Source organism: Ramlibacter montanisoli (genome assembly GCF_013087525.1).
GTDB lineage: Bacteria > Pseudomonadota > Gammaproteobacteria > Burkholderiales > Burkholderiaceae_C > Ramlibacter > Ramlibacter montanisoli.
The window spans coordinates 3336024-3361732 of record NZ_JABFCS010000001.1; the positions used below are offsets into that span (position 1 = coordinate 3336024).

At 70.5% G+C, this 25709-nt stretch carries 21 protein-coding genes and 6 pseudogenes; 7 read left to right on the top strand and 20 right to left on the bottom strand.

The features are described from left to right. Nucleotides 1-2: 2 nt before the first annotated feature. From HK415_RS16510 to HK415_RS16550, 9 genes and pseudogenes are all read right to left on the bottom strand, one after another. The gene (locus HK415_RS16510; RefSeq protein ID WP_171561169.1) at nt 3-1286 is read right to left on the bottom strand and encodes a TolC family protein; all 1284 of its coding nucleotides are present in this window, start codon (nt 1284-1286) and stop codon (nt 3-5) included. Nucleotides 1287-1453: 167 nt separating this feature from the next. Continuing rightward, nucleotides 1454-2704, bottom strand: a complete 1251-nt coding sequence (locus tag HK415_RS16515) for an HlyD family type I secretion periplasmic adaptor subunit (RefSeq protein WP_171561170.1) — start codon at nt 2702-2704, stop codon at nt 1454-1456. Beyond that, the gene (locus HK415_RS16520; protein WP_253261919.1) at nt 2701-4419 is read right to left on the bottom strand and encodes a type I secretion system permease/ATPase; all 1719 of its coding nucleotides are present in this window, start codon (nt 4417-4419) and stop codon (nt 2701-2703) included. Before HK415_RS16520 ends, HK415_RS16515 begins: the two co-directional genes overlap by 4 nt. Before the next feature lie 170 nt (nt 4420-4589). Continuing rightward, nucleotides 4590-5072 carry a molybdopterin cofactor-binding domain-containing protein gene (locus HK415_RS16525; protein ID WP_309246722.1) on the bottom strand — a complete coding sequence of 161 codons (483 nt, stop codon included), beginning with the start codon at nt 5070-5072 and terminating at the stop codon, nt 4590-4592. Between the two features lie 74 nt (nt 5073-5146). Further along, nucleotides 5147-6796 (bottom strand): annotated as a pseudogene (locus tag HK415_RS16530) (xanthine dehydrogenase family protein molybdopterin-binding subunit); the annotation flags it as partial. 2 nt (nt 6797-6798) lie between these two features. Further along, nucleotides 6799-7257 carry a (2Fe-2S)-binding protein gene (locus tag HK415_RS16535; RefSeq protein WP_171561177.1) on the bottom strand — a complete coding sequence of 153 codons (459 nt, stop codon included), beginning with the start codon at nt 7255-7257 and terminating at the stop codon, nt 6799-6801. A 20-nt stretch (nt 7258-7277) separates the two neighbouring features. Further along, on the bottom strand, nt 7278-8624 hold the full coding sequence (locus HK415_RS16540; RefSeq protein WP_171561180.1) for an amidohydrolase family protein: 1347 nt from the start codon (nt 8622-8624) through the stop codon (nt 7278-7280). Continuing rightward, the gene (locus HK415_RS16545) at nt 8621-8920 is read right to left on the bottom strand and encodes a Dabb family protein (RefSeq protein ID WP_253261921.1); all 300 of its coding nucleotides are present in this window, start codon (nt 8918-8920) and stop codon (nt 8621-8623) included. The genes HK415_RS16540 and HK415_RS16545 overlap by 4 nt, the downstream gene beginning before the upstream one ends. Further along, the gene (locus tag HK415_RS16550) at nt 8917-9756 is read right to left on the bottom strand and encodes an intradiol ring-cleavage dioxygenase (protein WP_171561182.1); all 840 of its coding nucleotides are present in this window, start codon (nt 9754-9756) and stop codon (nt 8917-8919) included. Before HK415_RS16550 ends, HK415_RS16545 begins: the two co-directional genes overlap by 4 nt. A gap of 105 nt (nt 9757-9861) precedes the next feature. Here HK415_RS16550 and HK415_RS16555 point away from each other — a divergent pair, with 105 nt between their 5' ends. From HK415_RS16555 to HK415_RS16565, 6 genes and pseudogenes are all read left to right on the top strand, one after another. Further along, nucleotides 9862-10788 (top strand): LysR family transcriptional regulator, encoded by a 927-nt coding sequence (locus HK415_RS16555; protein ID WP_171561185.1) that lies wholly within the window; start codon nt 9862-9864, stop codon nt 10786-10788. Further along, nucleotides 10764-11090, top strand: coding sequence for an FAD-dependent monooxygenase (locus HK415_RS25365; protein WP_253261922.1), 327 nt, complete (start codon nt 10764-10766; stop codon nt 11088-11090). Before HK415_RS16555 ends, HK415_RS25365 begins: the two co-directional genes overlap by 25 nt. Nucleotides 11091-11204: 114 nt before the next feature. Beyond that, nucleotides 11205-11363 (top strand): annotated as a pseudogene (locus HK415_RS25370) (hypothetical protein); the annotation flags it as partial. A gap of 131 nt (nt 11364-11494) precedes the next feature. Continuing rightward, nucleotides 11495-12025 carry an FAD-dependent monooxygenase gene (locus HK415_RS25375; protein WP_253261923.1) on the top strand — a complete coding sequence of 177 codons (531 nt, stop codon included), beginning with the start codon at nt 11495-11497 and terminating at the stop codon, nt 12023-12025. Between the two features lie 119 nt (nt 12026-12144). Continuing rightward, a complete protein-coding gene (locus HK415_RS27200; protein ID WP_373684659.1) occupies nt 12145-12453 on the top strand; it encodes an aromatic-ring hydroxylase C-terminal domain-containing protein in 309 nt (102 codons plus the stop codon). Nucleotides 12454-12465: 12 nt separating this feature from the next. Then, nucleotides 12466-13119 carry a dihydrofolate reductase family protein gene (locus HK415_RS16565; RefSeq protein WP_171561187.1) on the top strand — a complete coding sequence of 218 codons (654 nt, stop codon included), beginning with the start codon at nt 12466-12468 and terminating at the stop codon, nt 13117-13119. A gap of 299 nt (nt 13120-13418) precedes the next feature. Here HK415_RS16565 and HK415_RS25380 read toward each other — a convergent pair. The 9 genes and pseudogenes from HK415_RS25380 to HK415_RS16610 all read right to left on the bottom strand — a co-directional run. Next, nucleotides 13419-14480 (bottom strand): annotated as a pseudogene (locus HK415_RS25380) (serine hydrolase domain-containing protein); the annotation flags it as partial. Between the two features lie 72 nt (nt 14481-14552). Further along, nucleotides 14553-15617 (bottom strand): maleylacetate reductase, encoded by a 1065-nt coding sequence (locus HK415_RS16575; RefSeq protein WP_171561189.1) that lies wholly within the window; start codon nt 15615-15617, stop codon nt 14553-14555. A gap of 7 nt (nt 15618-15624) precedes the next feature. Next, nucleotides 15625-16584: a Bug family tripartite tricarboxylate transporter substrate binding protein gene (locus HK415_RS16580; RefSeq protein ID WP_171561191.1), complete on the bottom strand. Its 960-nt coding sequence runs from the start codon at nt 16582-16584 to the stop codon at nt 15625-15627. Between the two features lie 52 nt (nt 16585-16636). Continuing rightward, nucleotides 16637-17560, bottom strand: coding sequence for an NAD(P)-dependent oxidoreductase (locus HK415_RS16585; protein ID WP_171561194.1), 924 nt, complete (start codon nt 17558-17560; stop codon nt 16637-16639). A 134-nt stretch (nt 17561-17694) separates the two neighbouring features. After that, nucleotides 17695-18689: pseudogene (locus tag HK415_RS16590) on the bottom strand (Bug family tripartite tricarboxylate transporter substrate binding protein). A 20-nt stretch (nt 18690-18709) separates the two neighbouring features. Next, nucleotides 18710-19437: pseudogene (locus HK415_RS16595) on the bottom strand (SDR family NAD(P)-dependent oxidoreductase). A gap of 123 nt (nt 19438-19560) precedes the next feature. Beyond that, nucleotides 19561-20766: a 3-oxoadipyl-CoA thiolase gene (gene pcaF, locus HK415_RS16600; protein WP_171561196.1), complete on the bottom strand. Its 1206-nt coding sequence runs from the start codon at nt 20764-20766 to the stop codon at nt 19561-19563. 126 nt (nt 20767-20892) lie between these two features. Next, nucleotides 20893-21534, bottom strand: coding sequence for a 3-oxoacid CoA-transferase subunit B (locus HK415_RS16605; protein ID WP_171561198.1), 642 nt, complete (start codon nt 21532-21534; stop codon nt 20893-20895). 2 nt (nt 21535-21536) lie between these two features. Further along, entirely contained in the window at nt 21537-22238 is a 702-nt protein-coding gene (locus tag HK415_RS16610) for a 3-oxoacid CoA-transferase subunit A (RefSeq protein WP_171561201.1), read from the bottom strand. Nucleotides 22239-22325: 87 nt separating this feature from the next. Here HK415_RS16610 and HK415_RS16615 point away from each other — a divergent pair, with 87 nt between their 5' ends. Then, nucleotides 22326-23117, top strand: a complete 792-nt coding sequence (locus tag HK415_RS16615; RefSeq protein ID WP_171561203.1) for an IclR family transcriptional regulator domain-containing protein — start codon at nt 22326-22328, stop codon at nt 23115-23117. A gap of 228 nt (nt 23118-23345) precedes the next feature. On the opposite strand, the gene HK415_RS16620 is transcribed toward HK415_RS16615, so the two are convergent. Continuing rightward, nucleotides 23346-24767, bottom strand: a complete 1422-nt coding sequence (locus HK415_RS16620; RefSeq protein WP_216369815.1) for an MFS transporter — start codon at nt 24765-24767, stop codon at nt 23346-23348. Nucleotides 24768-24774: 7 nt separating this feature from the next. Beyond that, a pseudogene (locus HK415_RS16625) lies at nt 24775-25708 on the bottom strand (dihydrodipicolinate synthase family protein). Nucleotide 25709 lies beyond the last annotated feature (1 nt).

Consider the following 25709-nt stretch of genomic DNA (forward strand, 5'->3'; position numbering starts at 1 on the left):
GCTCAGCGCGTGGGCGGAGGCACCAGGACAGTACGGACCAGCACACGCTCGACTTCCGGCAGCGCCTGCACGGACAGCTCGCCTGCCAGCCCCTGCAGGCGCACGCGCGCGGCCAGCAACTCGGCGACCGTCGCGGCATGCTCCTGCTGCGCGGCCTGCAACCGGCCCTGTGCCTCCAGCACCTCGAGCTGGGCATGCGTGCCGCGCGCCACGCCTTGCCGGGCCGCCTGCACGCCCTGCCGCGCCGAACGCACCAGGGCCGCGTGCGCGCGCAGCCGCTGCGCCGCCTGCCGCACGGTCATGTGTTCGCGCTCCACCAGCACGGCGGTGTCGCGCAATGCCGCTTGCAGTTCGGCCTCGCTGCGCTCCTGGCGCGCGACCGCCTGCCGGATCGTGGACTCGGTGCGGCCACCGCCGTACAGGGGCACGTTCAGCTGCACGCCGACCGAGCTGTTGTAGAAGGTCTGGTCGATCGCGGTGAAGGTCTCGCTGCGCGACTTGGTGCGTGCCGCCACCAGGTCCAGCGTCGGCTTGTGGCCGGCCGATGCCACGCGCACGCCCTCGCGCGCGACCTCCACGGCGGCGCGCGCGGCCCGCACCTCGGGCGCGGCTTCGGCGGCGCGGTCCTGCCAGTCGCGCAGCTCGCCGGCCGCCAGGCGCGACAGGCTCTCGCCGTCCTCCTCGGCGGCGAGCAGGCGCGTCACCGGTTCGCCCACCATGTTCTCCAGCTCGCGCCTGCGCTCGGTCAGGCGCGCTTCGGCCTGCAGCGCGCGCAAGGCCGCGAGCTCCGCCTGCGCGGCGCGCTCCTCGCGCTCGCTGGCACTGGCCAGGCCCAGGGGCACGCCGCGCGCGGCGGCCGCGGCCTGGCCGGCCAGCGCCGCCTGCTGCGCCTGCAGCGCCTGCCATTCGGCGGCGGCACGCAGCAGTTCGAGGTAGGCCGAGGCCACCGACACGTGCAGCCGGTTGCGCGCGGTCGCCAGCACGGCTTCGAGCCGCGCCACTTCGGCCTTCGCCTGCTGGTACGAGGCCCAGCGCTCCGGCCGGTACAGCGGCTGGCGCAGGCTGATGCTGTTGCCCGCGGAGATGTAGCTGGTCTGGGCCGCGGTGTCGCCCACCACCGCCGTCAGGTCGTTGTGCGTGCGGCCCAGGTTCGCGCTCACCTCCGGCAGCAGGCGCGAGCGCGCCTGCTCCAGCACTTCGCGCTCGGCGCGGAAGGAAGCCTCGGCGGCCAGGTAGCGCGCCTCGTGCGCGAGCGCGCGCTCCACCGCGCGCGACAGTGTCAGCACCGGCCCGGGGGTGGCTCCTGCGCTGGCAGGATGCCCGTGGACAGCGCGATGGCGAGCGTCAGCGACAGGGGGCTGGCCGGCATCCGCTCAGGCTTCCTTGAGCGAACGCGAGAAGCGCTGCAGCAGCGGCCGCAGCAGGTACTGCAGCAGGCTGCGCTCGCCGGTCTTCACCACCACTTCGGCCGGCATGCCGGCTGCAGCTCGCGGCCCTGCAGGTGCGCGAGGCCCTCGGGGCCGACCTCGACCCGCGCCAGGTAGTAGGAGCTGCGCGTCTGCGCATCGGTCAGGCTGTTGGCCGACACGCTCACCACGCGCCCCGGCACCACCAGCTGCGGCAGGTCGATGAAGGCCTGCAGGTGGATGTCGGCCGGCAGTCCCGCATGCACCCGGTCGATCAGGTGCGTCGGGACCTGCGCTTCCAGCAGCAGCTTGGCACGGTCCGGAACGATCTCCATCAGCTTGGTGCCCGGCGTCACCACGCCGCCCGGGTTCTGCACCGCCAGGCCGACCACCTGGCCGGCCACCGGTGCGCGGATCACCGTGCGCGACTGGCCTTCGGAGGCGCTCTTCACCTTCTCGCCCTGCGCGGCCGCCTCTCGCCGCACCTCCGACAGCTGAGTTTCCACCTCGCGGCGATATTCCTGCTGCCGCTGCTGGTGGCGCAGCCGCACTTCGGCAACGGTCTCGGTCAGGCGCGCGCGCGTGCCGCGCAGGTCCGCGACGCCCGCACGCACCTCGGCCGCCTGCCGTTCCAGCTCGCTCTGGCGCGTGCGCGGCGTGAAGCCGTCGGCCACCATCTGCCGCACGCCGGCGAGTTCCTGCTCGATCAGGGCGAGCTGCTGCTCGCGCGCCGCGAGCGACTGCTGCGCGCCCGCCAGGTTGGCCTGCGTGGCCGCCATCTGCTGCTGCAGCGCGCCGAGTTCGGACACCAGCGCCCGCCGGCGCGTGGCGAACAGCTCCTGCTGCAGCGTCATCTGCTGCTGCGCGATCGGTTCGGTGCGCACGGCCAGCAGGTCGGGCGGAAACACCAGGCTGGCGGCCCCGGCCTGCTCCGCCACCAGGCGCGCTTCGGACGCGCGCAGCGAGATCCACTGGATGCGCGCCGTGTCGAGCCCGGCCTTCGTGTCCACGTCGTTCAGCTGGATCAGCATGTCGCCGGCGCGCACCTTCTGGCCTTCGCGCACGCCCACCGCGTGCACCACGCCACCGCTGGGGTGCTGGATCTGCGTGCTCTGCTGCTCGATCACGATCACGGCCGGCGCCGGCACGCCCTCGTCGAGAGGCACCAGTCCCGCCCACACCAGGAAGCCGCCGAAGCCCAGCGCCAGCAGCAGCCAGCCGATGCGCAGCGAACGGCGGATGTCGGTCGGCGCTTCGGCGGCTTCGCGCGCCGGCGGATCCGTGGCGGGCGCGCTCACGCGGGATCCGCCTGCAAGGCGCCCGGCGCGGGCGCGCGCGGGCCCGCATCGCCGCGCGCGGCGGCGAGCTTCTGCAGCACCGCGTCGCGCGGCCCGAAGGCGACCACCTGGCCGTCGTTCAGCAGCAGCAGCTTGTCCACCGCCTGCAGCACCTGCGAGCGGTGCGTGACCACGACCACCGTCTTGCCCAGTTGCTTGAGGCGGCGCAGCGCCTGCAGCAGCGCGGCGTCGCCCGCTTCGTCGAGGTTGGAGTTGGGTTCGTCCAGCACCACCAGCGCCGGCTCGCCATAGAGCGCGCGCGCCAGCGCGACCCGCTGCCGCTGCCCCGCCGACAGCGCGCTGCCGCCCACGCCCAGCGGCGTCTCGTAGCCTTGCGGCAGGCGCAGGATCATCTCGTGCACGCCCGCCATCTGCGCGGCCGCCACGATGCGTTCCGAATCGAGCGCGCCGAAGCGGCAGATGTTCTCGGCGACCGTCCCTTCGAAGATCTCCACGTCCTGCGGCAGGTAGCCCAGGTGCGGCCCGAGCTCCAGCTTGTTCCAGGCGAACACGTCGGCGCCGTCCAGCCGCACCTTGCCGGCCGCGCCCGGCCACACGCCCACCAGCAGGCGCGCGAGCGTGGACTTGCCCGACGCGCTCGGCCCCACGACGCCGGTCACCTCACCGGGCTGCGCCGCGAAGCTCACGCCCTTCAACACGGGAGCGGCAGCGCCGGGCGGGGCGGCCACCAGGCCCTCCACGGTGAGCACGCCGCGCGGTGCGGGCAGCGACAGCGATTCGGCCGGCTCCGCATGCGCCTGCAGGATGGCGGTGAGGCGGTCCCATGCCGCACGCGTGGCCACCACCTGCTTCCAGGCACCGATCGCCTGGTCCACCGGCCCGAGCGCGCGGCCCATGAGGATCGATGCCGCGATCATCGCCCCCGGCGTCGCCGTGCCCTCGATCACCAGCCAGGCGCCGGTACCGAGGATGACCGACTGCATGGCGATGCGGAAGTTCTTGCTGATGGCGGTCATCACCGCCGCGCGGTCGGAGGCCAGCGACTGCTGCCGCAGCAGCTCGCCATTGAAGCGGGCCCAGCGCGCGCGCATGTTGCCCAGCATGCCCATGGCCTGGATCGCTTCGGCATTGCGCAGGTTGTTGCTGGCGAACAGGGAAGCGCGGATGGCCGACTTCTGCGCCTGGTCCAGCGCGGGCTGCGTCAGCCTCGAGGAGACCAGCGCCAGCAGCACCGAGACCACCAGGCCCGCCAGCGCGACGAAGCCCAGCAGCGGGTGCAGCAGGAAGCACACGGCCAGGTAGATCGGCGCCCAGGGCAGGTCGAAAAAGGCCGCGCCGTTGCCGGTGACGAACTGGCGGATGGCCGTGAAATCGCCCAGCGCCTGCGCCGCGTTCGCGCCCGGCGTGCGCAGCGACTGCTGGAAGGTGGCGGAGAACAGGCGCTGGTTGAAATCGCGCTCGACGCTGTTGCCGATGCGGATCAGCGCATGGGCGCGCACCCACTCCAGCGCGGCCAGCAGCACCAGCAGGCCCAGCGCGATCAGGCTCACGGCCCACAGCGTCCCGTGGTTGCGGCTGGTCAGCACCCGGTCGTAGACCTGCAGCATGTACAGCGACGGGACCAGCCCCAGCAGGTTGGTCACGAGGGAGAAGCCGGCGAGCGCGAGGAAGGCGTGCTTGTGCTTCAGGTACGCCTGTCCCAGCTCGGTGTGCATGCGCGATACGGCGGGCGGCGGTGCGGCCATGAAGTTGGTACTGCGGCGGTAAGTGCGCGTCCGCGGCATTGTAGGGCCGCGCACATGGCCCGGCCGGCGCCGCATGGGTCGGCGCCGCCGGATGCGACTCCGGGCTGCTGCCGCGGCGCCATGCGCCGCAGCACGCATGCTCAGGCCGCCAGCGCCTTCTTCACCGCGGCGGGCGACAGCGGCATCTGCCGCACCCGCTTGCCGGTAAGGTTGAAGAGCGCATTGCCGATCGCGGGCGCGACCGCCGCGACGCCCAGCTCGCCCATGCCGGTGGGCGGCGCCTGGGTCACCACCAGGCTGGTGTGGATCTGCGGCATGTCGCTCATGCGCAGCACCGGGTACTCGTGGAAGTTGGACTGCACGATGGCGCCGTCCTTCACGTCGAGCTGCTCCAGCAGCGCGACCGACAGGCCCCACACCACCGCGCCTTCCAGCTGGGCGAGCACGTTCTGCGGCTGGATCGCCAGGCCGGGGTCGGCGGCGATCCAGTAGTCGTGCACCTTGATCTTGCCGCTGGCGGCATCCAGCGAGATCTCGGCGACGGCGGCCGAGAGGCTGCCGTGGTAGTCCGCGAAGGCCAGGCCCATGCCGCGGCCGGCGCGCTTGCGACCCCAGCCGGACATGCGCGCCACCGTGCGCAGCACTTCCTGCGCGCGCGGGTCCTCGCGGGTGAGGGCCAGGCGCAGCTCAGCGGATCGACCTTGCGCGAGGCCGCGATCTCGTCCAGGAAGCACTCGATCGCGAACTTGTTGTGCCCCGCGCCGATGCCGCGGAAGGGCTGCACGCGCATGCCGCGGATCTCGCGCACGCCTTCGGCCACGTAGTTCGGGATGGCGTAGTGCGGCAGGTCCGCGCCGTTCCAGCCGATGTAGTCCTTGCCGCCGGTGGCCTGGAAGCGCGGCGGCGCGGCGACCGCGTCCACGTTCTCGGCGACGATGCGGTGGCGCCAGCCGGCGATGCGGCCTTCGGCATCGAGCGTGGCGCGCATCACGTGGTGCGTCATCGGCCGTGGACGCGCCGCGGCCATGTCGTCCTCGCGGCTCAGGATCAGCTTCACCGGCTTCTTCACGGCGTTGGCGATGATCACCGCCTGCGCCACGATGTCGGGCGAAATCCGCCGGCCGTAGCCGCCACCGATCAGCTGCTGGTGCACGCGGATCTTGTCCGGCGTGGTCTTCAGGATGTTGGTGGCCACCGCCACCACGCCCATGGGCGCCTGCGTGCCGACCCAGATGTCGGCCGATCCGTCCGCGCCCACGCTGACGGTGCAGTTCATCGGCTCCATCTGCGCGTGGTAGGTGTGCTCGGACCAGTAGGTCGCCTCCAGCACCTTGCCGCCGTCGCCGAAGGCCTTGGCGGCGTCGCCGCGCTTGTACGCGTCCAGCGCCTTGGCGTTGCCGTCCTGGCCGGCGCGGGCGTATTCCTCCTTGGCCTTGTGCGAATCGAACTTCGCCGCGGTGGCACCGCTGGTGTCCCAGCCCACCTTGGGCTGCAGCACGTGGCGCGCCGCGCGCGTGGCCTCCACCGTGTTGCCGACGATGGCCACGCCGAAGGGCAGCGGCAGCACGTGCGTGACGCCCGGCACCGCCATCGCGTCGGCCGCGTTGACGTTGGTCGGCTTCGCCCCTTCCATGGGCGACTCGAGCACCGCGGCGTACACCATGCCGGGCACCTGCACGTCGATGCCGTACTTCGCCTGCCCGTTCACCTTGGAACGCACGTCGCTGCGGCCGATCTCGGTGCGGCCGATCAGGCGGTACTGCTCCGGCTTCTTCAGGTCGGCCGGCGTGATCTTCGGCAGTTCCGCGGGCAGCTGCGCAAAGCGCGCGATCTCGCCGTACGTGAGCTGCTGCCCGGTGCGCGCGTGCAGCACCTTGCCGGCATTCGTGCTCACCTCCGCCACCGGCACGCCCCACTTGGCGGCGGCCGCCTGCATCAGCACCACGCGTGCCTGGGCACCGGCGATGCGCAGCGGCGTGAAGTAGCCGGGCACGGCGATGCTGGCCAGCGAGGCCTGCCCGCCATTGAGCAGCGGGTGCGGATTGCCATAGAGCCTGGGGTTGGGCGGCGCGAACTCCGCCTTCACCTTGCTCCAGTCGGCGTCGAGCTCCTCGGCCAGGATCAGCGGCAGTGCGGTCAGCGTGCCCTGCCCCATCTCCGCGGTCGGCGTGATGACCGTGACCGTGTCGTCGGCGCCGATCACCACGAAGGCGTTCGGCTGCAGCCGCGTCGCATCGGCGGCCTGCGCTTCGGCTTCGCCCGCGAAGCCGCCGCCAAGGACGACGGAAAAGGTGAGGCCACCGGTGGCCGCGAGGAAGCCGCGGCGCGTGGTCTGGACGGTTTCCATGTTCAGGCCTCCTTCGCCGCGCGTTCGATCGCCTTGACGATGCGCTGGTAGGTGCCGCAGCGGCAGATGTTGCCGTCCATGTGGCGCACGATCTCCTCGCGCGAGGGGTTGCGGTTCTTCGCCAGCAGCGTGGCCGCCTGCATGATCTGGCCGGACTGGCAGTAGCCGCACTGCGGCACCTGCTCGGCGATCCATGCCTTCTGCAGCCGGTGGTTGCCGTCGGGCGAGAGGCCCTCGATGGTGGTCACCGCCTTGCCGGCGACCGCGGACACGGGGGTCACGCAGGAGCGCACCGCCTCGCCGTCCACGTGCACGGTGCAGGCGCCGCACTGGGCGATGCCGCAGCCGAACTTGGTGCCGGTCAGCTTCATGTGTTCGCGGATCACCCACAGCAGGGGCGTGGCCGGATCGGCCTCCACCTGGGTGGGCTTGCCATTCACGCGGATCGTGGTGGTGCTCATAGGTCTCCTCTTCTTGGGGGTCAAACGGCGCGCGCCAGGCCCATGGCGCGCGTGATCTTCTGGCCGGAAGCGCGCAGCCTCTCCAGGTCGGTCGCCAGTTCGCCGGCCAGCAAGCGGCCAGCGCGCTTGCGCCAGCGCCCGGCCACCATCACGCTGTCGATGTTGGCCAGCGAGGCCTGGAAGACGATGCTGCTCACCGGGTCGTGCACCGGCTGCATGTTGAGGTCGCTGGCGCGCACCAGCACCAGGTCGGCCTGCTTGCCCGGCGCCAGCGTGCCGATGCGATCGAGCTGCTGCAGCATGCGCGCGCCCTCCACCGTCACCCAGGACAGCGCCTCGCGCGCGGTGATGGTGGACGTCGGCGGGATCGTGCCGTGCTGCTCGCGGTACGCGACGTTGTCCAGGCTGCGCTGGATGCCCAGCGCGATGCGCGCCTGCGTCAGCATGTCGCCGGAGAGCACGCTTTCCAGGTCCACGCCCAGCGAGGGCGCGCGGCCGAAGCGGCGCAGGCGGCCCGTGAGCGGATGGCCATGGCCCTGCGACATCTCGCTTTCCGCGGCGGCCGAGAAGCTCATGCCCAGGCCGCAGAAGCGTTCCAGCTGCGCGTCGCTCAAGGCGTGCCCGTGCACGATGTTGATGTTGGGCCCGAGCAGGCCGGCGGCCTCCAGCCGCTCCCAGCCGTCCGGCGTGCGCGCCGCGCCGCCGCCCTGGTGCAGCGAGGCGATCAAGCCCAGCTCGCGCGCCATCCGGAAGTCGTGCATCGCGACTTCCAGCGTGGAGTAGTGCGGCCCGAGCACCGCCGCCTGGATCGACAGCAGTGCCTTGCCCTGGTGCGCTTTCAGCAGGCGCTCGATCTCGGTCCGCGGATGCGGCACCTCCCAGAACGGGACCTGGCCCGGCTTGGGGTCGGGCTTGGGCGTGCCGTGGAAGAAGGCCGCACGGATGCCGGTGGACAGCAGGCCTTCGATGGCCGCGTCGTTGTGGGCCGGCGTCGGGTTGTTGTGGCACCAGTCGGCCAGCGTGGTCGTGCCGCAATTGAGCTGGTTGAGCGCGCCCATGCGGGTGGCGATGAACAGGTCCTCCGGCGCGAAGGCGGTGGCCAGGCCGGCATGCATCTTCTGGAAGTACTCCAGCAGCGTCCAGTTGGCGGCCACGCCGCGCAGCGCCGTCTGCCAGGTGTGCATGTGCGCGTTCACCAGGCCGGGGATGAGGATGCAGCCGGTGGCGTCCACCACGTCGGCGTCGGTCGCCGTGATGTGCGGGGCGATGGCGGCGATGCGCCCTTCCTGCACCAGCAGGTCGCCCTGCAGGTCGCCCTGCGCATCCATCGTGACGATGGTCGCGCCCTGGATCAGGGTCTTGCTCATGCGCCGTAGTCCACCTGGTGCCGCTGCGTGCGCAGGTCGCCCAGCTCCTGCTTCACGCGCAGGTGCTCGGGATGCGTGGCGTAGGCGTCCAGCGCCGCTTGCGACTCGAATTCGCTGTAGAGGACCACGTCGCAGGCGTAGTCAACCCGGCTGGTGTCGACGCCCACTTCGACGTGCAGCAGGCCGGGGATGCGGCCGCGCAGGCCGTGGAAGCTGCGCTGCAGCTTCTCGATGTTGGCGAGCTTCTCCGCCCGCGTGTCGCCCCGCACGTTCCACATGACGATGTGGCGGATCAACGCTCTTCCTTCTGCGGCGCGAGCACGAAGTCGTATTCGACCAGGTACTGGCCGTCGGACTGCTTCACCCAGTCGGCCACCAGCGACTGCCGCACGCCGAACACGGCATCGGAATCCAGGTAGGGGTCGCCGTTGCGGAACACGTGGGTGATCAGCGTCTCGTAGCCGGGTGCCTTGATCATGAAATGCAGGTGCGCCGGCCGCCACGGGTGGCGCCTGGTCGCCTTGAGCATGTCGCCCACCGGCCCGTCGTCGGGGATGGGATAGGCCTCGGCCAGGATGGAGCGGAAGTGGTACTGGCCCTTGCCGTTGGCGTGCAGCACGCCGCGGGCCTGGCGCTGCTGCAGGTCCTCGCGCTGCACGTCGTACTTGCCCTCGGCGTCGGCCTGCCAGACGTGGATCTCGGCGCCGGGCACCGGCTCGCCGTCGATGCCGCGCACGCTGCCGCGCACCAGGCAGGGCACGCCGGCCGCGCCGTTGGCGACGTCCTCGCCGAGGTCGAAGCCGGGTGCGTCCTCCACGTAGAAGGGCCCGAACACGGTGGCTTCGGTGCAACCGGCCGGCTTGTCGTTGTTCATCGCCACCGTGAGCATCGACAGCCCGAGCGTGTCCGACAGCAGGATGAATTCCTGGCGCTGGTCGTCGGTGATGTGGCCGACGCGGGTGAGGAAGGAGATGCCCTGGAACCACTCCTCCTCGGTCAGCTTCACGTCGCGCGCGAAGGCGTGCAGGTGCTGCACCAGGCTGGTCATGATCTCCTTCAGGCGCGGGTCCGGCGTGTCCGCCATGCGGGCGATCACGGCCTGGGTGATGTTGTCCTGGGTGAGGTTGCGCATCCTGGGAATCTCCTGGGCGGACTCTAGGGGGCGGTCATAATTTGGGAAAGGCCGCGGCGGCAAATGAGTTTTCCGCCGCGTGCAAGAAAGCAGGAGACAACACCCTTGGACCGCTGGACCGAGATGGCCTTGTTCGTGCAGGTCGCCGAGACGGGCAGCCTGAGCCGCGCCGCGGAGGAACTGGGCCTGTCCAACGCCGCCGCCAGCCGCCACCTGTCGGCGCTGGAGGAGCGGCTGGGCGCGCGGCTGGTCGAGCGCAACACGCGCCGGCTGTACCTGACCGAGCCCGGCCAGGAGTTCCTGCGCCGCAGCAAGGCGATCCTGGCCGAACTGCTGGACGCCGAGTCGGCGGTCAACGCCTCCACGCTCAATCCCACCGGCACGCTGCGCATCACGGCTTCGCTGTCCTTCGCGATGCACCACATCGCGCCGCTGCTGCCGGAATACACGCGCCGCTATCCCAACGTGACGGTGCACGTCGAGACGGCCAACCGCTACATGGACCTGATCGACAACAACATCGACGTGGCGATCCGCACGCGCGAGTTCGAGCCGGACTCCAACATCACCATCCGCCGGCTGGCGGAGACGCGGCGCATCCTGGCGGCGTCGCCCGGCTACCTCTCGCAGGCCGGCACGCCGCGCGAACTGGCGGACCTGGCGCAGCACGCGCTGCTGATCTACACCTACGCCAACAACCCGCACGAGCTGCGCTTCACGCGCGACGGCGAGACCGCCACGGTGGCCATCAAGGGCACGCTGGAGTCCAACGACGGCCAGGTGCTGCGGGCGGCGGCGCTGGAGGGCCTGGGCATCCTGGTGCTGCCCACCTACATCCTCTACGACGACGTCGTCGCCGGCCGGCTGGTGCCCGTGCTCGATGCCTGGGACCTGCCGCGGCTGACGGTCAACCTGGCCTATCCCAGCCGCAAGCACCTGAGCGCCAAGGTGCGCACCTTCATCGACTTCATCGCCGAACATTTCGACCGCATGGAGTACGAGCGCAAATGGACGACCCGCTTCGGTTACTGAACACCGAGGTGCTCATCGCCGGCGGCGGCCCTTGCGGGCTGATGCTGGCCAACGAGCTGGGGCGGCGCGGCATCCGCACGCTGCTGGTGGACGCCAAGCCCTCCACCGCCTTCAACCCGCAGGCCAATGCGACGCAGGCGCGGACCATGGAGCATTTCCGCCGGCTCGGTTTTGCCGACGAGGTCCGTGCGCAGGGCCTGCCCCGGACCATCCCACCGACATCGCCTACTTCACGCGCTACACGGGGTACGAGCTGGCGCGGCTGTCCTTGCCGACGGCGGCGGAGGCGGTGCGCAACGTGAAGACCCTGGGCGGGTCGTGGAGCGCGGCGGAGCTGCCGCACCGGGTGTCGCAGAAGTTCGTGGAGGGGATCCTGCGCAGGCATGCGGAGGGGCATGCGGGCAATGACGTCCGGTATGGATGGAAGCTGGTGGAGTTCGGGGATACGGGTGAAGGGGTCGAGGCGGTGGTGGAGCCGGTGGGGGAGCGCCCCCACCAGCCCCCCCAAGGGGGGGAGGGAGGAAGTCAGGGTCAGGGCGAAGTACCTGGTGGGGGCGGATGGGCCGCGCAGCATGGTGCGCAGTGCGCTCGGCATCGCCTGGGGCGGCGCCACCGGCGTGCGGCGCGACTTCATGGGCGGGCAGATGTTCGCGGTGTACCTGCGTGCGCCCGACTTCTACCGCGTGTTCCCCATGCGCGCGCCTGGATGTACGTGTCGGCGAACGCGCAGCGGCGCGCCTTCATGGCCTCGGTCGATGGCCGCTCGGAGTTCGCCTTCCACGCGGCGGTGCACGAGGGGGAAGACACGGACGCCTGGACCGAGGAGGACGCGCGGCGCGTGTTCGCGCAGGCCCTGGGCTGCGAGATCCCGATCGAGGTGCTGTCCTTCGGCACCTGGACCGCCGGACACTCGCTGGTCGCGCAGTCCTTCGGCCAGGGCCGGGTGTTCATCGCCGGCGACGCGGCCCACCTGTTCACGCCCACCGGCGGGCTGGGCTACAACACCGCGGTGGAGGACGCGGTGAACCTGGGCTGGAAGCTCGCGGCCGTGCTGCGCGGCACCAGTCCCCTGCCTTGCTGGACAGCTACGAGACCGAGCGCAAGCCGCTGGCGATCCGCAACACCGGTTATGCGCGGCACTTCGCCGATTCGGTCGGCCTGTTCCCTGCCCGGGAAGTCCTGGAGGAGGACAGCGACGCGGGGGCGATCGCCCGCGCGCAGGCCTCGGAGCACCTGAACGCGCACGTGCGGCTGGAGTTCAACATCCCCGGCGTCACCTTCGGCGGCCGCTATGACGGCTCACCGCTGGTCGTTCCCGACGGCACCAAGCCGCCTGCGGATGCGCCGAACAGCTACGTGCCCACGGCCTGCCCCGGCGGCCGGCCGCCGCATGCCTGGCTGGCCGATGGACGCTCCCTGTACGACACTTTCCACCGCGAATGGACGCTGCTCGTGCTGGGCCACGAGCCGCCGGATGCGCGGCCGTTCGAAATCGCTGCCCGCGAACTGGCACTGGACCTGCAAGTGGTGCACCATCCCCAGATTGCGCTGCGCGACCTGTACGAAGCGCCGCTCGCCCTGATCCGCCCCGACCAGATCGTCGCCTGGCGCGGACAAGATGCCGGCGACGCGGCGCGGGTGCTCGAAATCGCCAGCGGCCGCTGAAGGGGAGCTTGCATGTCGAAGGTGAAGGTACAAGCGTTTGCCATGTCGCTGGACGGCTTCGGTGCCGGCCCGCGCCAGAGCCTGGACAACCCGCTGGGCGCCGGCGGCACCACGCTGCACCAGTGGTTCTATCCCACCCGCACCTTCCAGCACATGGTGGGCGGCGAAGGCGGCACGACCGGCGTCGACGACGACTTCGCGCGCCGCAGCATGGAAGGCATGGGCGCCTGGATCATGGGCCGCAACATGTTCGGGCCGGTGCGCGGCCCCTGGCCCGACGATTCGTGGAAGGGCTGGTGGGGCGACAACCCGCCCTACCACGTGCCGGTGTTCGTGCTGACCCACCACAAGCGCGCGCCCGTGACCATGCAGGGCGGCACGACCTTCCACTTCGTCAACGGCGGCATCCAGGAGGCACTGGAGCGGGCGCGCGAGGCCGCGCGCGCCAAGGACGTGCGCATCGGCGGCGGCGTGTCCACGGTGCGCCAGTACCTGCAGGCCGGGCTGGTGGACGAACTCCACCTCGTGGTCTCGCCGACGCTGCTGGGAAGCGGAGAGGCGCTGCTGGCGGGCATCGACCTGCCGCAGCTGGGATTCCGGTGCACACGGCATGTCGGCACGGACGACGCGCTGCATGTGGTGCTGACGAAGGAAGGCGCCCCGTAGGTCGGGGGTGAGCCCGCAGGCGAACCCCGACGCGCCCTAGCGCTCGCGCAGCATGCGCCCCAGCGCCAGCAGGGCCGGCAGCGTGATCGGGTCGTTGGCGGCGCTGGCGGCGATCGGGTGCGAGGCGAAGCGCGCCACCACCATGTCCGCCTGGGGGCGATGTAAAGGCGCTGGCCGTGGATGCCGCGCGCCTCGAAGGCATCGAGCTCGTTGTGCGTCACCCACCACATGCTGCGATAGGAGTAGCCGGGCAGCAGCGTGTAGCCGGCCTTGGCGAACTTCGCGGGATCGCTGCCGCGGCGGATGTCCGCCACCACCTCGGGCGGCACCAGCTGCTGGCCGTTCCACTCGCCTTCGCGCCGCATCATCAGCTCGCCGAAGCGCGCCAGGTCGCGCAGGCTCGCGCACAGGCCGCCGCCGCCCATGGGCACGCCGATGGGATCGACCGAGAGGTAGCCGTCCTGCTCGCAGCCGAGCGGCGCCCACAGGCGCTCGCCGAGCATCTGCGCGAAGGGGATGCCGGTGACGCGCTTCATGATCCATGCCATCAGCTCGGTGTTGACGGTCTTGTACGCGAAGGCTTCGCCGTGGCGGCCTTCCGGCCGCAGCGTCTGCAGGTAGTCGTAGAAGCTGTCCGCGCCGGTGTAGCCGGGAGGCCGCGGGCGCAGGCCGCCGGCGCGCGCGTAGTCCCAGATCTGCGCCTTCGGGTCGGCGTAGGCTTCCGAATAGGCGACGCCGATCTGCATGTCCATCACCTGGCGCAGGGTGGCGTCGTCGTAGGCCGTGCCCTTCATCTCGGGCAGCCAGTGCGGGATGCGCTGGTTCGCGTCGAGCGCGCCCTCGTGCACGAGCGCCGCGCACAGCGTCGCCGCGTACGACTTGGTGATCGAGAAGCAGCTGTGCGGAACGTGCGCTTCGAGCGCGCCGAAGTAGCGCTCGTAGATGCGGCGGCCGCGGTACAGCACGAGGATGCCGTCGGTGTAGGTGTCCTGCAGCGACTCTTCCCAGCGGCGCGCGCGGCCGTTCATGTCCTGGAAGGCGAGCCCGTCGACCGCGGACTCCTCGATGCCGGCGGCATCGCCGAAGCTGCTGGCCGGCCCCGGCCCGCGCCACACGTTCACCGTCGGCAGCAGCTCGCGCATGTGCGACAGGCTCCAGCGGATCTGCGGGAAGTCGAGGAAGCGGTCGTCGGCGAAGCGCACCTGCTTGTCCGGCGGCGGCGGCGTGCCTTCCATCCAGCCAAGGCGGCGCGGATCGGAGGCGCGTCCGTCGGGGTAGCGGACGCCGTCGAATTCCAGGGTTCCTTCGGACATGATTCGCCTTTCGTAGGCTGGTGGTGAGCGCAGCGAACCCCAGCGCATTCGCGCGTCGCTGGGGTGCCGCGTCGCTCGCACCGCCAGCCCACGGGGTCAGCCCCAGCGTACAGGAAGCCTTCAGCCCGCGGAAGGCCGCTTGCCCTCGAAAGCATCCTGCAGCAGCTGCCGGATCGCCTCCCGCTCCAGCGGCCGCGGGTTGGGATACTGGTTCTGCAGCGCGATGTCGCAGGCGCGGTCCAGGTCTTCGGCCTTCATGCCGATATCGCGCAAGGCGACCGGCGCGCCGTTGTCCTGCGCGAGGTCGAACACGGCCTGCGGCGCGCCGGCGCCATCGAGCGCGCGCGCGATGCGGCGCATCGCTTCGGGCGCGGCCTTCGCGTTGTAGGCCAGGGCATGTGGCAGCACGATGGTGTGCGTTTCCGCATGCGGCAGGTTGAAGCTGCCGCCCAGCGTGTGGCACAGCTTGTGGTGCAGCGCCATGCCGACGTTGCCCAGCACGATGCCGCACAACCACGCACCGTACAGCGCATCGCCGCGCGCCTCCAGGTCGCGGGCGTCGGCGCGGATCGCCGGCAGCGCGCGGCCCAGCGCGCGTATGCCCTCTTCCGCCATCAGGTCCATCACCGGATTGCTGTCGACGGAGTACAGGCCTTCGGCCGCGTGCGCGATCGCGTTGATGCCGCTGGTGACGCTCAGCCCCACCGGCAGCGTCAGGGTCAGTTCGGGGTCGTAGATCACGGTGCGCGGCAGCACCTTCGCATCGCGTCCCGTCTTCTTCAGGCCGCCTTCGGTGATGCCGTAGATCGGCGTCATTTCGCTGCCGGCGTAGGTGGTGGGAATGGCCAGGATGGGCAGGCCGGAGTCGAGCGCGATCGCCTTGCCCAGGCCGGTGGTGGAGCCGCCGCCCACGGCCACCGCGCAATCCGCATCGAGCTTGCGGGCCAGCTCGCGCGCCTCGCGCGCCGTTTCGATCGGCACGTGCATCACGGCGCGGTCGAACACGCCGGCCGCGCGCGCGCCGAGGATCTGCGCAACGTGCTCGGCGGACGCGCGCTGCTCCGGCGTGGACAGCACCAGCGCGCGCCGCGCACCGAGCGCCTGGATCTCCTTGCCCAGCTGCGCGAGCGCGCCGGGCCCGAACACCACGCGGCCCGGCTGGCCGTTGTAGACGAAGCGCTTCATGCCGCGATCACTGCGCCTTGAGGTTCGCCGTGCGGGCGATCTGCGCCGCGGTCTCCATCTCCGCCTTGATGTAGGCGTTGAAGGCCGCCGGCTCCATGGTCACGACCTCGGCGCCCAGGCTGGCCATGCGCGCCTTCACTTCCGGTGCATTCAGCGCCTTGAGCGCTTCCTCGTGCAGGCGCTTGACGACCGGCGCCGGCGTCGCCGCCGGCACGATCATGCCGACCCACAGCGTGTAGTCGGAACCGGGCACGCCGGCTTCCACCGTGGTGGGCACGTCGGGCAGCGCGGGGGAGCGCTGCGCGGAGCTCACCGCCAGCGCCTGCAGGCGGCCGTCCTTGATCAGCGGCAACGCGGAAGCCATGGGCGCGAAGAACCAGTCGTTGCGGCCGCCGATCACGTCGGTCAGCGCTTCCGGCGTGCCCTTGAAGGGGACATGCTGGGCGTCGATGCCGGCCTTCAGCTTGAACTTCTCCGCGTTCATGTGGGTGGCGCTGCCGGTGCCTGCCGAGGCGTAGTTCAGCTGGCCGGGCTTCGCCTTGGCTGCCGCGATCACGTCGGCCACGCTCTTCCAGCCGCGCGCCGGTGAGACGACGAGCACGTTGGGAACGGCGGCCAGTGGCGTGACGCCGGTCAGGTCCTTCACCGTGTCGTAGGGCAGGCTGGGATAGAGCGCGGGATTGAGCGCGTGGCCCGAGGAGTGCACCAGGATCGTGTGGCCATCGGGATCGCTCTTGGCGACCTGCGCGGCGCCGATGGTGCCGCCCGCACCGGGCTTGTTCTCGATGATCACCGGCTGGCCCAGGCTCTTGCCCATGGACTCGGCGATCGTGCGGCCGACGATGTCGGTCACGCTGCCGGCCGTGAAGGGCACGACCATGCGGATGGGCTTCGTGGGCCAGGCCGACTGCGCCAGCGCGCCGCCGGCGATCAGGGTGGCGGCCAGCGCGACCAGGATTCGCTTCATGTCTGTCTCCTTGGAATGTCTCGAACAGGATGCGAAAGGGAAGGCGGGGGACTCAGGACGCCAGGCCGTCGTCCACCTGCACGTTCTCGGGCTTCAGTTCCAGGCCGGCGTCGCGCGCCGTCTCCTGCAGCAGCACCGCGAAGTCGATCTGGTCGTAGCCGCGGCCCACCATGCGCGCCACCGATTCGCGCGTGGCGGCGGCGGCCGGCATGGCGACGCCGTAGGCCTTGGCGGCGCCCATGCCGAGGTCCATGTCCTTGAGCAGCAGCCTGGGCGTGAAGGTGACCTGGTCGAAGCTGAGGTTGGTCAGCACCGGCGTCTTGTAGCGGGTGTACATGGAGCCCAGCACCGAGTCGTTGATGCTCTCCAGGAAGACGTGGCGCGGGATGCCTGCCTTCTCGGCCAGCACCGTGATCTCGCACAGGTTCTGGATCACCACGCCGAACATGGTGTTGTGCGCGATCTTCCAGATGCGCGCCAGCTCGCCCTCGCCGACCCACATGGCCTTGCGCCCCATGGCGGCGAGGTAGGGCTGCGCCTTCTCGTACAGCGCCCTGGGGCCCGAGGCGACGATCAGCAGCTTGCCCGCCTTCGCCACCTTGGCATTGCCCGAGACGGGGGCGCACAGGTAGTCCACGCCCAGCGCCTCCAGCCGCGCGCGGATCTCGGCCGAGCCTTCCTGCGAGATCGAGGAGCTGTCGACCACCAGGCGCGGCCTGGTCGTGCCGGTGACCAGGCCGCCTTCGGCGAACAGCACTTCCTTCAGGTCGTCGGTGGTCGACACCATGGTGAAGACCACTTCGCAGCCGGCCAGGTCCGTCTTGTGGCGCACGATCTCGGCGCCGTATTCCGCCAGCGGCTCGGCCTTGCTGCGCGTGCGGTTCCAAACGCTGGCGCCGAAGCCCGCCTTGAGCAGCCGCTTGACCATGGCCTCGCCCATGCGGCCCAGGCCGATCCACCCCACTTGCTTCGCCATTGCTCTTCCTTCGCTAGACAGGTCTGGCGGCAGTGTCTTGCGCGTGCGCGGGGCTGGCAAGCGGGCGGCCGGAATTCAGTTTTCCGGCGGTGAAAAGATCGTCATCCCCGCGGAGGCGGGGATGACGGAGAAGTTCAGTCCGCGCTCGCGCCGGACTCCTTCACCACCTTGCTCCACTTCGCCGTCTCCTTGCGGATGAACTCGGCGAACTGTTCCGGCGTCTCGCTGTAGGGCTCGGCGCCCTGCTCCGCCAGCTTCTTCTTCACCGCCGGATCGGCCAGCACCTTGACCAGTGCCGCGTTGAGCCTGGCGACCACGGGCGCGGGCGTGCCCGCCGGCGCGAACATGCCGAACCAGGAGGTGGCTTCGTAGCCGGGCACGCCGGCTTCGGAGATGGTCGGCACGTCCGGCAGTTCCGGCGAACGCTTCGCCGTGGTCACCGCCAGGGCCCGCAGGCGGCCCGATCGCACGTGCTGGATTGCAGACGGCATGTTGTCGAACATGACGTCGATCTGTCCGCCCACCAGGTCGGTCACGGCCGGCGCGCTGCCCTTGTAGGGCACGTGCACCATGTCCACCTTGGCCAGCGCGTTGAACAGCTCACCCGAGAGATGGATGGAGCTGCCGCTGCCCGAAGAGCCGAAGTTCACCTTGCCGGGATTCGCCTTGGCGTACGCGACCAGTTCCTTCACGTTCTTGTAGGGCTTGCCGGGATGCGCGACCAGCAGGTTGGGCACCATGGCCACGCGCGTGAGCGGCGCGAAGTCCTTGACCGGGTCGAAGGGCAGCTTCTTGTACAGGCTCTGGTTGATTGCGTGCGTTCCCACGGTACCCATGAACAGCGTGTGGCCGTCCGGCACGGCCTTGGCCGCGAGCTGCGCGCCGATGTTGCCGCCGGCGCCGGCGCGGTTGTCGACCAGCACGGACTGGCCCAGCTCCTTGTTCAGGGCCTGCCCGATCACGCGGGCGAGGATGTCGGTGGTGCCGCCGGCCGCGAAAGGCACGACGATGGTGACCGGCTTGGCGGGATACGACTGTGCGTGCGCGGCCAGGGGGCGGCCACGACGGCGGCGGCCAGGGCGAGGCCGCGCACGGTGAAGCGGCGGCGGGAGGCGTGGATCGATTGCATGGGGAGGTCCTCTTTCGAAATCAGGTGGGCGCGAGGCCCAGGGTGGTGCCGCCACAGACGTAGAGCACCTGGCCGGTGACGAAGCCGTTGTCCGGCGACAGGAAGAACAGCGCCGCGCGCGCGACATCCTCGGGGTGCCCATGCGCTTGACGACGATGCTGTCGAGGATGCGCTGCGTGCGCGGCGCGCCCTCGGGATTGCTCTGGCGGAACAGCTCGGTGGCGATCGGCCCCGGCGCGATCGCGTTGACGGTGATGCCGTCGCCGCCCAGCTCCATCGCCATCGTGCGCGTCATGCCCACCAGTCCGGCCTTGGCGGCGGAGTAGGCGATGCGCTCGGTCTTGCCCAGCGCCGCGCGCGAAGCCATGTTGACGACGCGCCCCTGCCCGCAGGCGCGCAGCGTGGGCAGGCAGGCCTGCGTGAGCAGCATCGTCGCCTGCAGCGTGAGCGCGTGGACGTAGGCGAGGTCTTCGGCGGTCTGCGTGTCTATCGTGCCGGGACGGGTGGCGCCGGCGTTGTTCACCAGCGCGGTGATGTCGAACTCGCGCAGCACCTGCGCCGCGGCCTCGCGCGTGGCCTCGGCCTGCGTGAGGTCGGCCTGGAAGGAATGCAGTTGCGGATGCGACCAGTCGGGCAGCTTGTAGTCGACGTTGACCACGTGCCGGCCCTGGGCCAGCAGCATGCCGGCGATGGCGCGACCGATGCCGCTGCTGGCACCGGAGACGAGGGTGGCTTGTTGCTTGCTCATGATGGAGAAGGAAAAAGAACTCCTTCCCCCTTTGGGGGAAGGTTGGGATGGGGGCGCTGCATGGCACGGTGCCAGCCGGCGCCCCACCCTGCCCCCCCCGGGGGGGAGGGAGGAAGTCAGGGATCAGACGCGTTCCAGGATCACCGCGATGCCCTGCCCCACGCCGATGCACATCGTGCACAGCGCATAGCGGCCGCCGCCGGCGTGCAGCTGGTTCACCGCCGTCGTCGCCAGGCGCGCACCCGACGCTCCCAGCGGATGTCCCAGCGCGATCGCGCCGCCGTTCGGGTTCACGCGCGCGTCGTCGTCCTTCAACCCCAGCATGCGCAGCACCGCCAGGCCCTGCGCGGCGAAGGCCTCGTTCAGTTCGATCACGTCGATCTGCTCCAGCTTCAGGCCGGTGAGCGCCAGCACCTTCTGCGTGGCCGGCGCCGGGCCGATGCCCATCACGCGCGGCGGCACGCCGGCGGTGGCCATGCCAACCACGCGGGCGCGCGGCGTCAGGCCGTTCTTCGCGGCCGTGGCCTCGTCGGCCAGCAGCAGCGCACAGGAGCCATCGTTCACGCCGCTGGCATTGCCCGCGGTCACCGTGCCATCGGGCTTGACCACGCCCTTGAGCTTGGCCAGCGCCTCCAGCGAAGTCTCGCGCGGATGCTCGTCCTGCTTGACGACGAGCGCCTCGCCCTTCTTCTGCGGGATGGTCACGGGCGTGATCTCGGCATCGAAGAAGCCGCGCTTCTGCGCCGCCACCGCCTTGAGCTGCGAGGCCAGCGCCATGCGGTCCTGCGCCTCGCGCTCGATCCTGTACTCGGTCGCCACGTTCTCCGCCGTCTCCGGCATGGAGTCCACGCCGTACATCTCCTTCATCAGCTTGTTGACGAAGCGCCAGCCGATGGTGGTGTCATATACCGCATTGGCGCGCGAGAAGGCCGAGTCGGCCTTGGGCATCACGAAGGGCGCGCGGCTCATGCTCTCGACACCGCCGGCGATCATCAACGTCGCCTCGCCGGCCTTGATCGCGCGCGCGGCGGTGCCCACGGCATCCAGGCCCGAGCCGCACAGGCGGTTGATCGTGGCGCCGGGCACCTCGATCGGCAGGCCGGCCAGCAGCGAAGCCATGTGCGCGACGTTGCGGTTGTCCTCGCCGGCCTGGTTGGCGCAGCCGTACAGCACGTCGGTCAGTTGCTGCCAGTCCACCTTGGGGTTGCGCGCCATCAGCGCCTTCAGCGGAATCGCGCCGAGGTCGTCGGTGCGCACGGAAGACAGCGCGCCGCCGTAGCGGCCGAAGGGCGTACGGATCGCGTCGCAGATGAAGGCTTGTCGGGTCATGTCGGTGCTCCTTGGTTTGATTCAGGCACGGCCTGCTCCAGTGCCGCCGCGGAACCGGCTTTGCCGGGCCGCTGGGGGCGCCCCCTCGAGGGGGAGGCGCCGCAGGCGCTTCGGGGGTGGGCCATCCTAGGCCGCGATCGGCAGGTTGATGAGTTTCTCGAGTTCCTCGCGCGTGAGGCCGTCGACGGTGTCGACCAGCTTCAGGCCCTGCGGCGTGCATTCCAGCGTGCACAGCTCGGTGTAGATGCGCTTGACGCAGGCGATGCCGGTGAGCGGATAGCCGCAGCGCTCCACCACCTTGCTCTCGCCCTTCTTGGTCAGCAGGTCCATCATCACCCAGGTCTGCCTGGCGCCGATCGCGAGGTCCATCGCCCCGCCGACGGCGGGGATCGCGCCGGGCTCGCCGGTGCTCCAGTTCGCCAGGTCGCCGCGCGCGGACACCTGGAAGGCGCCGAGCACGCAGATGTCGATGTGCCCGCCGCGCATCATCGCGAAGGAATCGGCGTGGTGGAAATAAGCGCCACCTGGCAGCAGCGTCACCGGCTGCTTGCCGGCGTTGATCAGGTCGTAGTCTTCCTGGCCTTCGGCTGGCGCCGGGCCCATGCCGAGGATGCCATTCTCGCTTTGCAGGATGACTTCGCGACCGGCCGGGATGTGGTTCGCCACGGCCGTCGGCATGCCGATGCCCAGGTTGACGTAGGCGCCGTCGTGGATGTCCTGCGCCACGCGCGCGGCGAGCTGGTCCTTGGTTCGCTTCTGGTACGCCATGCTCAAGCCGCCTTCCTGAAGCCGCCGGCCTGCGTGGCCACGCGCGGGATCTTCACGATCTTGCCGACGTAGATGCCGGGCGTCACGATCTCTTCCGGATCGAGTTCGCCCAGCTGCTTGATCTCGTACACGCTGGCCACCGTGTGCTTGGCCGCCGCGGCCATCACCGGACCGAAGTTGCGCGCGGCCTTGCGGTACACCAGGTTGCCCCAGCGGTCGCCGGCTTCCGCCTTGATCAGCGCGACGTCGCCGTGGATCGGGTACTCCAGCACGTACTGTTTGCCATCGATCTCGCGCGTCTCCTTGCCCTTGGCCAGTTCGGTGCCGTAGGACGTGGGGCAGAAGAAGGCGCCGATACCGGCACCGGCGGCGCGCATGCGCTCGGCCAGGTTGCCCTGCGGAACCAGTTCGAGTTCGATCTTGCCGCTGCGATACAGGTCGTCGAACACGTGGCTGTCCACCTGGCGCGGGAAGCTGCAGATGATCTTGCGCACACGCCCCGACTTCAGCAGCGCGGCCAGGCCGTAGTCGGCGTTGCCCGCGTTGTTGTTGACGACGGTGAGGTCCTTCGCGCCCTGCGCGATCAGGCCGTCGATCAGCTCGCCGGGAATGCCGGAGGTGCCGAAGCCGCCGATCAGGACGGTGGAGCCGTCCTTCACGCCGGCGAGCGCCTCCGCAATGGAGGGCGCGATCTTGTCGATCATGGGAGAAATCCTTGGGGAAGACTGGCGGAACGTTGTTCGCTAATCGAACAAGTGTTCGTATAATGAATTCTAGCCGATACCCCCGCCATGAGCCCCCAAGCCCCTACTGCCGACCTGAAGCCGGGCGACGCCTACGTGCAGTCGTTCGCCCGCGGCCTCGAGGTCATCCGCTCCTTCAGCGCACGCGCGCCACGCCAGACGCTCACCGAAGTCGCCACCCGCACCGGCCTCACCCGCGCCGGCGCGCGCCGCATCCTCCTGACCCTGCAGACCCTGGGCTACGTGGAGAGCGACGGCAAGCTGTTCGCGCTGACGCCGCGCATCCTCGACCTGGGCTTCGCCTATCTCTCCTCGATGCCGATGTGGGACGTGGCCGAACCGGTGATGGAGCAGCTGGTGGAGGAAGTGAAGGAGTCGGTGTCCGCCGCCGTGCTGGAAGGCGCCGACATCGTCTACGTGCTGCGCGTGTCCACGCGCAAGATCATGCGCAACAGCCTGGGCATAGGCTCGCGCCTGCCGGCCTATTGCACGTCCATGGGTCGCACGCTGCTGGCCGGCCTGCCGGATGAGGAGGTGCTGCGGCTGCTGCGCTCGGCGCCGCTGGAGGCGCGCACGCGCCACACGCTGACCGACCCGGAAGCGGTGCTGGCCCGCGTGCAGCAGGCGCGCCGCCAGGGCTGGTGCCTGGTCAACCAGGAGCTGGAGGAAGGCTTGCTGTCGATGGCCGCGCCGGTGGTGAACCGCGCGGGACGGACCATCGCGGCCATCAACATCAGCGGCCAGGTGAACCGCACGACGCCGCGGCAGATGCAGGAGTCGATGCTGGCGCCGTTGAGGGAAACGGCGCGGCAGATTTCGAGTCGGTTGACGGGGGCTTGAGCGTCGGGGTTCGCCTGCGGGCCGGAATGCTGGGGTTCGCTACGCTCACCGCCAGCCTACGACAATGCCGGTAGGCTGGTGGTGAGGCGCAGCCGAACCCCAGCGATCACATCACCTCGTGCCGCCGCGTCTCGATGCAGAAGCTGGCGATCAGCCCGATCGACGCGACGCTGGCCACCGCCGTCACCACCGCCGCCGAACCCAGCGCCGGCACCATCCCCAGCAGCGTCAGCCCCTGCGACAGCGGCCCCCGAGCTTGGTGCAGGCCGCGATCCAGCCCACCGCGCGGCCGCGCGTGGCTGCGGCGTAGCTCTCCGCCGCGTAAGGCAGCAGCATCGCCACGATCGCATTGCTGCCGACGATCAGCAGCGTGACGCTCGCCAGCCAGCCCGTGGGACCCAGGTCGTTCTGCACGTGGATCACGCCGGCCAGTCCGATCGCGGAACACGCCAGTGCACCGAGGATCGCGCGCTTGCTGCTCCAGCGACCGTACAGCCAGGCGGCGACCAGCACGGTCGGCAGCGCGAGGACGGACGACAAGGCCAGCACGCCGCTGGACCAGGCGAGGCTGTGCCCCAGCGACACCATGTGCGCCGGCAGCCAGAGCAGCACGCCGAAGTTGATGAGGCCGGAGGCGAGGCCGCACACGCTCAAGGCGATCGTCATCGGGAGCACGCCGGCGGGAATGGCTGCAGGTGCGATCGGCTGTGCGGCCACGGGCACCTCGACGTCGTCGCGCAGGATGCTGCCGAAGCGCGCCAGCGTCGCGCGCGCTTCCTCGCGCCGGCCGAGCCGCAGCAGGAAGCGCGGCGACTCGGGGATCAGCGCGCTCAGCGCCACCAGCGCCAGGCCGGTCGGCAGGTTCAGGAACCACAGCGCGCGCCAGCTCAGGATGGGTTCCAGCCACGCCGCCGCGAGGCTGGCCACGAGGTAGCCGCCGACCGAGCCCAGGCCGCCCACCAGGACCAGCACCCAGCCGCGGTGGCGCGCCGGCATGGTTTCCGCCAGGAGCGCGTAGGTCACCGGCAGCATGCCGCCGGCCGCCGCGCCCATCAGGAAGCACATGCCGACGTTCCAGCCGAAGGAAGGCATGGCGCCGCAGATCGAGGTGCCGACGAACAGCACCGAGGACAGCAGGATGGAAGCGCGGCGGCCGAACACGTCGGCCAGCACGCCCCACAGGATGGACCCGATCACCGTGCCGCACAGCGCCGCGAAGGGCAGCCAGGCGACGGTCAGCGTGCCCAAGCCGTATTCGGCGCGCACGCCGGGCAGCACGAAGCCCAGGCTGGCGGGCTTCATCACGTCGATGACGAGGGCGGTGGTCAGCACCACCATCAGCACGTAGTGCGCGCGTCCCAGTTGCGGATGGTCGGGCGCGGCGACGTCGACCCGCTGCGCCTTCCAGCGCTCCGCGGGCAGCAGGCCCCAGGCCGCGAGCAGGCTGCCGGCGAGGATGGCGGCCATGCCCCAGTACATGGAGGCGTCCATCGGCATCTCGGCGAGCTGGAAGCCCTGGTCGCGCCCCATCCAGTACATGGGGATGTGCAGCAGCACGCCGGCGGTGACGGCGATGCAGCCGACGACGAAGGCCACGAGGTGGCGCCGCTCCCCCAGGGCGGGGAAGGCGGAGGTCGAGCGGGCACTCAAGGCCGGCTCAAGCCAGGGCGCGCAGGCGCTGGTCCTGCCGCTTGACGAGGAAGCGGATGTCCTCGACGTCCTGGGCGGAGAGCTTGGGCCCCGGCTTGCGCACGAAGTCGGAGGCGATCACGCCGCGCTCGCGGAACAGGAACTTGCGCACCGCCAGTCCCACGCCGGCCTGCTGCTCGTACTTCGCCAGCGGCAGGTAGGCATCGAAGATGTCGTGCGCGCGCTCGCGTTCGCCGCGCGCGTGGGCCGCGACCACGTCCACCATCATCTCGGGATAGGCGAAGCCGGTCATGGCGCCGTCGGCGCCGCGCGTGAGTTCCTCCGGCAGGAACAGCCCGCCGCCGTTGCCGGTGAGGATGGACACGCGCTGGACCTCGCCCTTGCCGCTGGCCGCGCGGATCGCCGAAAGCTTGGCCAGGCCGGGCCAGTCCTCGTGCTTGAGCATCACGCAGGTGGGCGAGTTCTTCAGGATGCGCAGGATGACGCCGGTGGACATCTGCACGGTCGTGGACACCGGATGGTCCTGCAGGCACCAGGGGACCTGGGGACCGAGCGTCTCGTCGACCATCTGGAAATAGGAAACGATCTGGTCGTCGGTGCGCACCGTCGGCGGCGGCGCCACCATCACGCCGGAGGCGCCGAGGTCCATCACCGAATCGGTCAGCTCCTTCATCGCCGCGAAGCCGGGCGCGGACGCGCCCACGACCACCGACCTTGCCGTTCACGCGGGCCAGCACCTGCTTCACGTAGGCACGCGACTCCTCGATGGTCAGCTTGGTCGCCTCGCCCATGATGCCCAGCACGGTCAGGCCGGTGACGCCTTTTTCCAGGCAGAAGTCCACCATGCGGTCGGTGCTGGCCAAGTCCAGCGCGCCATTGTCGGTGAAGGGGGTGACGGTGATGAGGTAGACGCCCTTGGCGGACGCGTCGAGTCGATTCACT

Coding starts and splice junctions, on each gene's coding strand:
- HK415_RS25375 (WP_253261923.1), top strand. CDS start 11,495: ATGTACGTGTCGGCGAACGCGCAGCGGCGCGCCTTCATGGCCTCGGTC.
- HK415_RS16575 (WP_171561189.1), bottom strand. CDS start 15,617: ATGAAGCGCTTCGTCTACAACGGCCAGCCGGGCCGCGTGGTGTTCGGG.
- HK415_RS16580 (WP_171561191.1), bottom strand. CDS start 16,584: ATGAAGCGAATCCTGGTCGCGCTGGCCGCCACCCTGATCGCCGGCGGC.
- HK415_RS16525 (WP_309246722.1), bottom strand. CDS start 5,072: ATGTCCGGCTGGGGTCGCAAGCGCGCCGGCCGCGGCATGGGCCTGGCC.
- HK415_RS16615 (WP_171561203.1), top strand. CDS start 22,326: ATGAGCCCCCAAGCCCCTACTGCCGACCTGAAGCCGGGCGACGCCTAC.
- HK415_RS16565 (WP_171561187.1), top strand. CDS start 12,466: ATGTCGAAGGTGAAGGTACAAGCGTTTGCCATGTCGCTGGACGGCTTC.
- HK415_RS16535 (WP_171561177.1), bottom strand. CDS start 7,257: ATGAGCACCACCACGATCCGCGTGAATGGCAAGCCCACCCAGGTGGAG.
- pcaF (WP_171561196.1), bottom strand. CDS start 20,766: ATGACCCGACAAGCCTTCATCTGCGACGCGATCCGTACGCCCTTCGGC.
- HK415_RS16610 (WP_171561201.1), bottom strand. CDS start 22,238: ATGATCGACAAGATCGCGCCCTCCATTGCGGAGGCGCTCGCCGGCGTG.
- HK415_RS16540 (WP_171561180.1), bottom strand. CDS start 8,624: ATGAGCAAGACCCTGATCCAGGGCGCGACCATCGTCACGATGGATGCG.
- HK415_RS16585 (WP_171561194.1), bottom strand. CDS start 17,560: ATGGCGAAGCAAGTGGGGTGGATCGGCCTGGGCCGCATGGGCGAGGCC.
- HK415_RS16550 (WP_171561182.1), bottom strand. CDS start 9,756: ATGCGCAACCTCACCCAGGACAACATCACCCAGGCCGTGATCGCCCGC.
- HK415_RS16520 (WP_253261919.1), bottom strand. CDS start 4,419: ATGCACACCGAGCTGGGACAGGCGTACCTGAAGCACAAGCACGCCTTC.
- HK415_RS16605 (WP_171561198.1), bottom strand. CDS start 21,534: ATGGCGTACCAGAAGCGAACCAAGGACCAGCTCGCCGCGCGCGTGGCG.
- HK415_RS25365 (WP_253261922.1), top strand. CDS start 10,764: ATGGACGACCCGCTTCGGTTACTGAACACCGAGGTGCTCATCGCCGGC.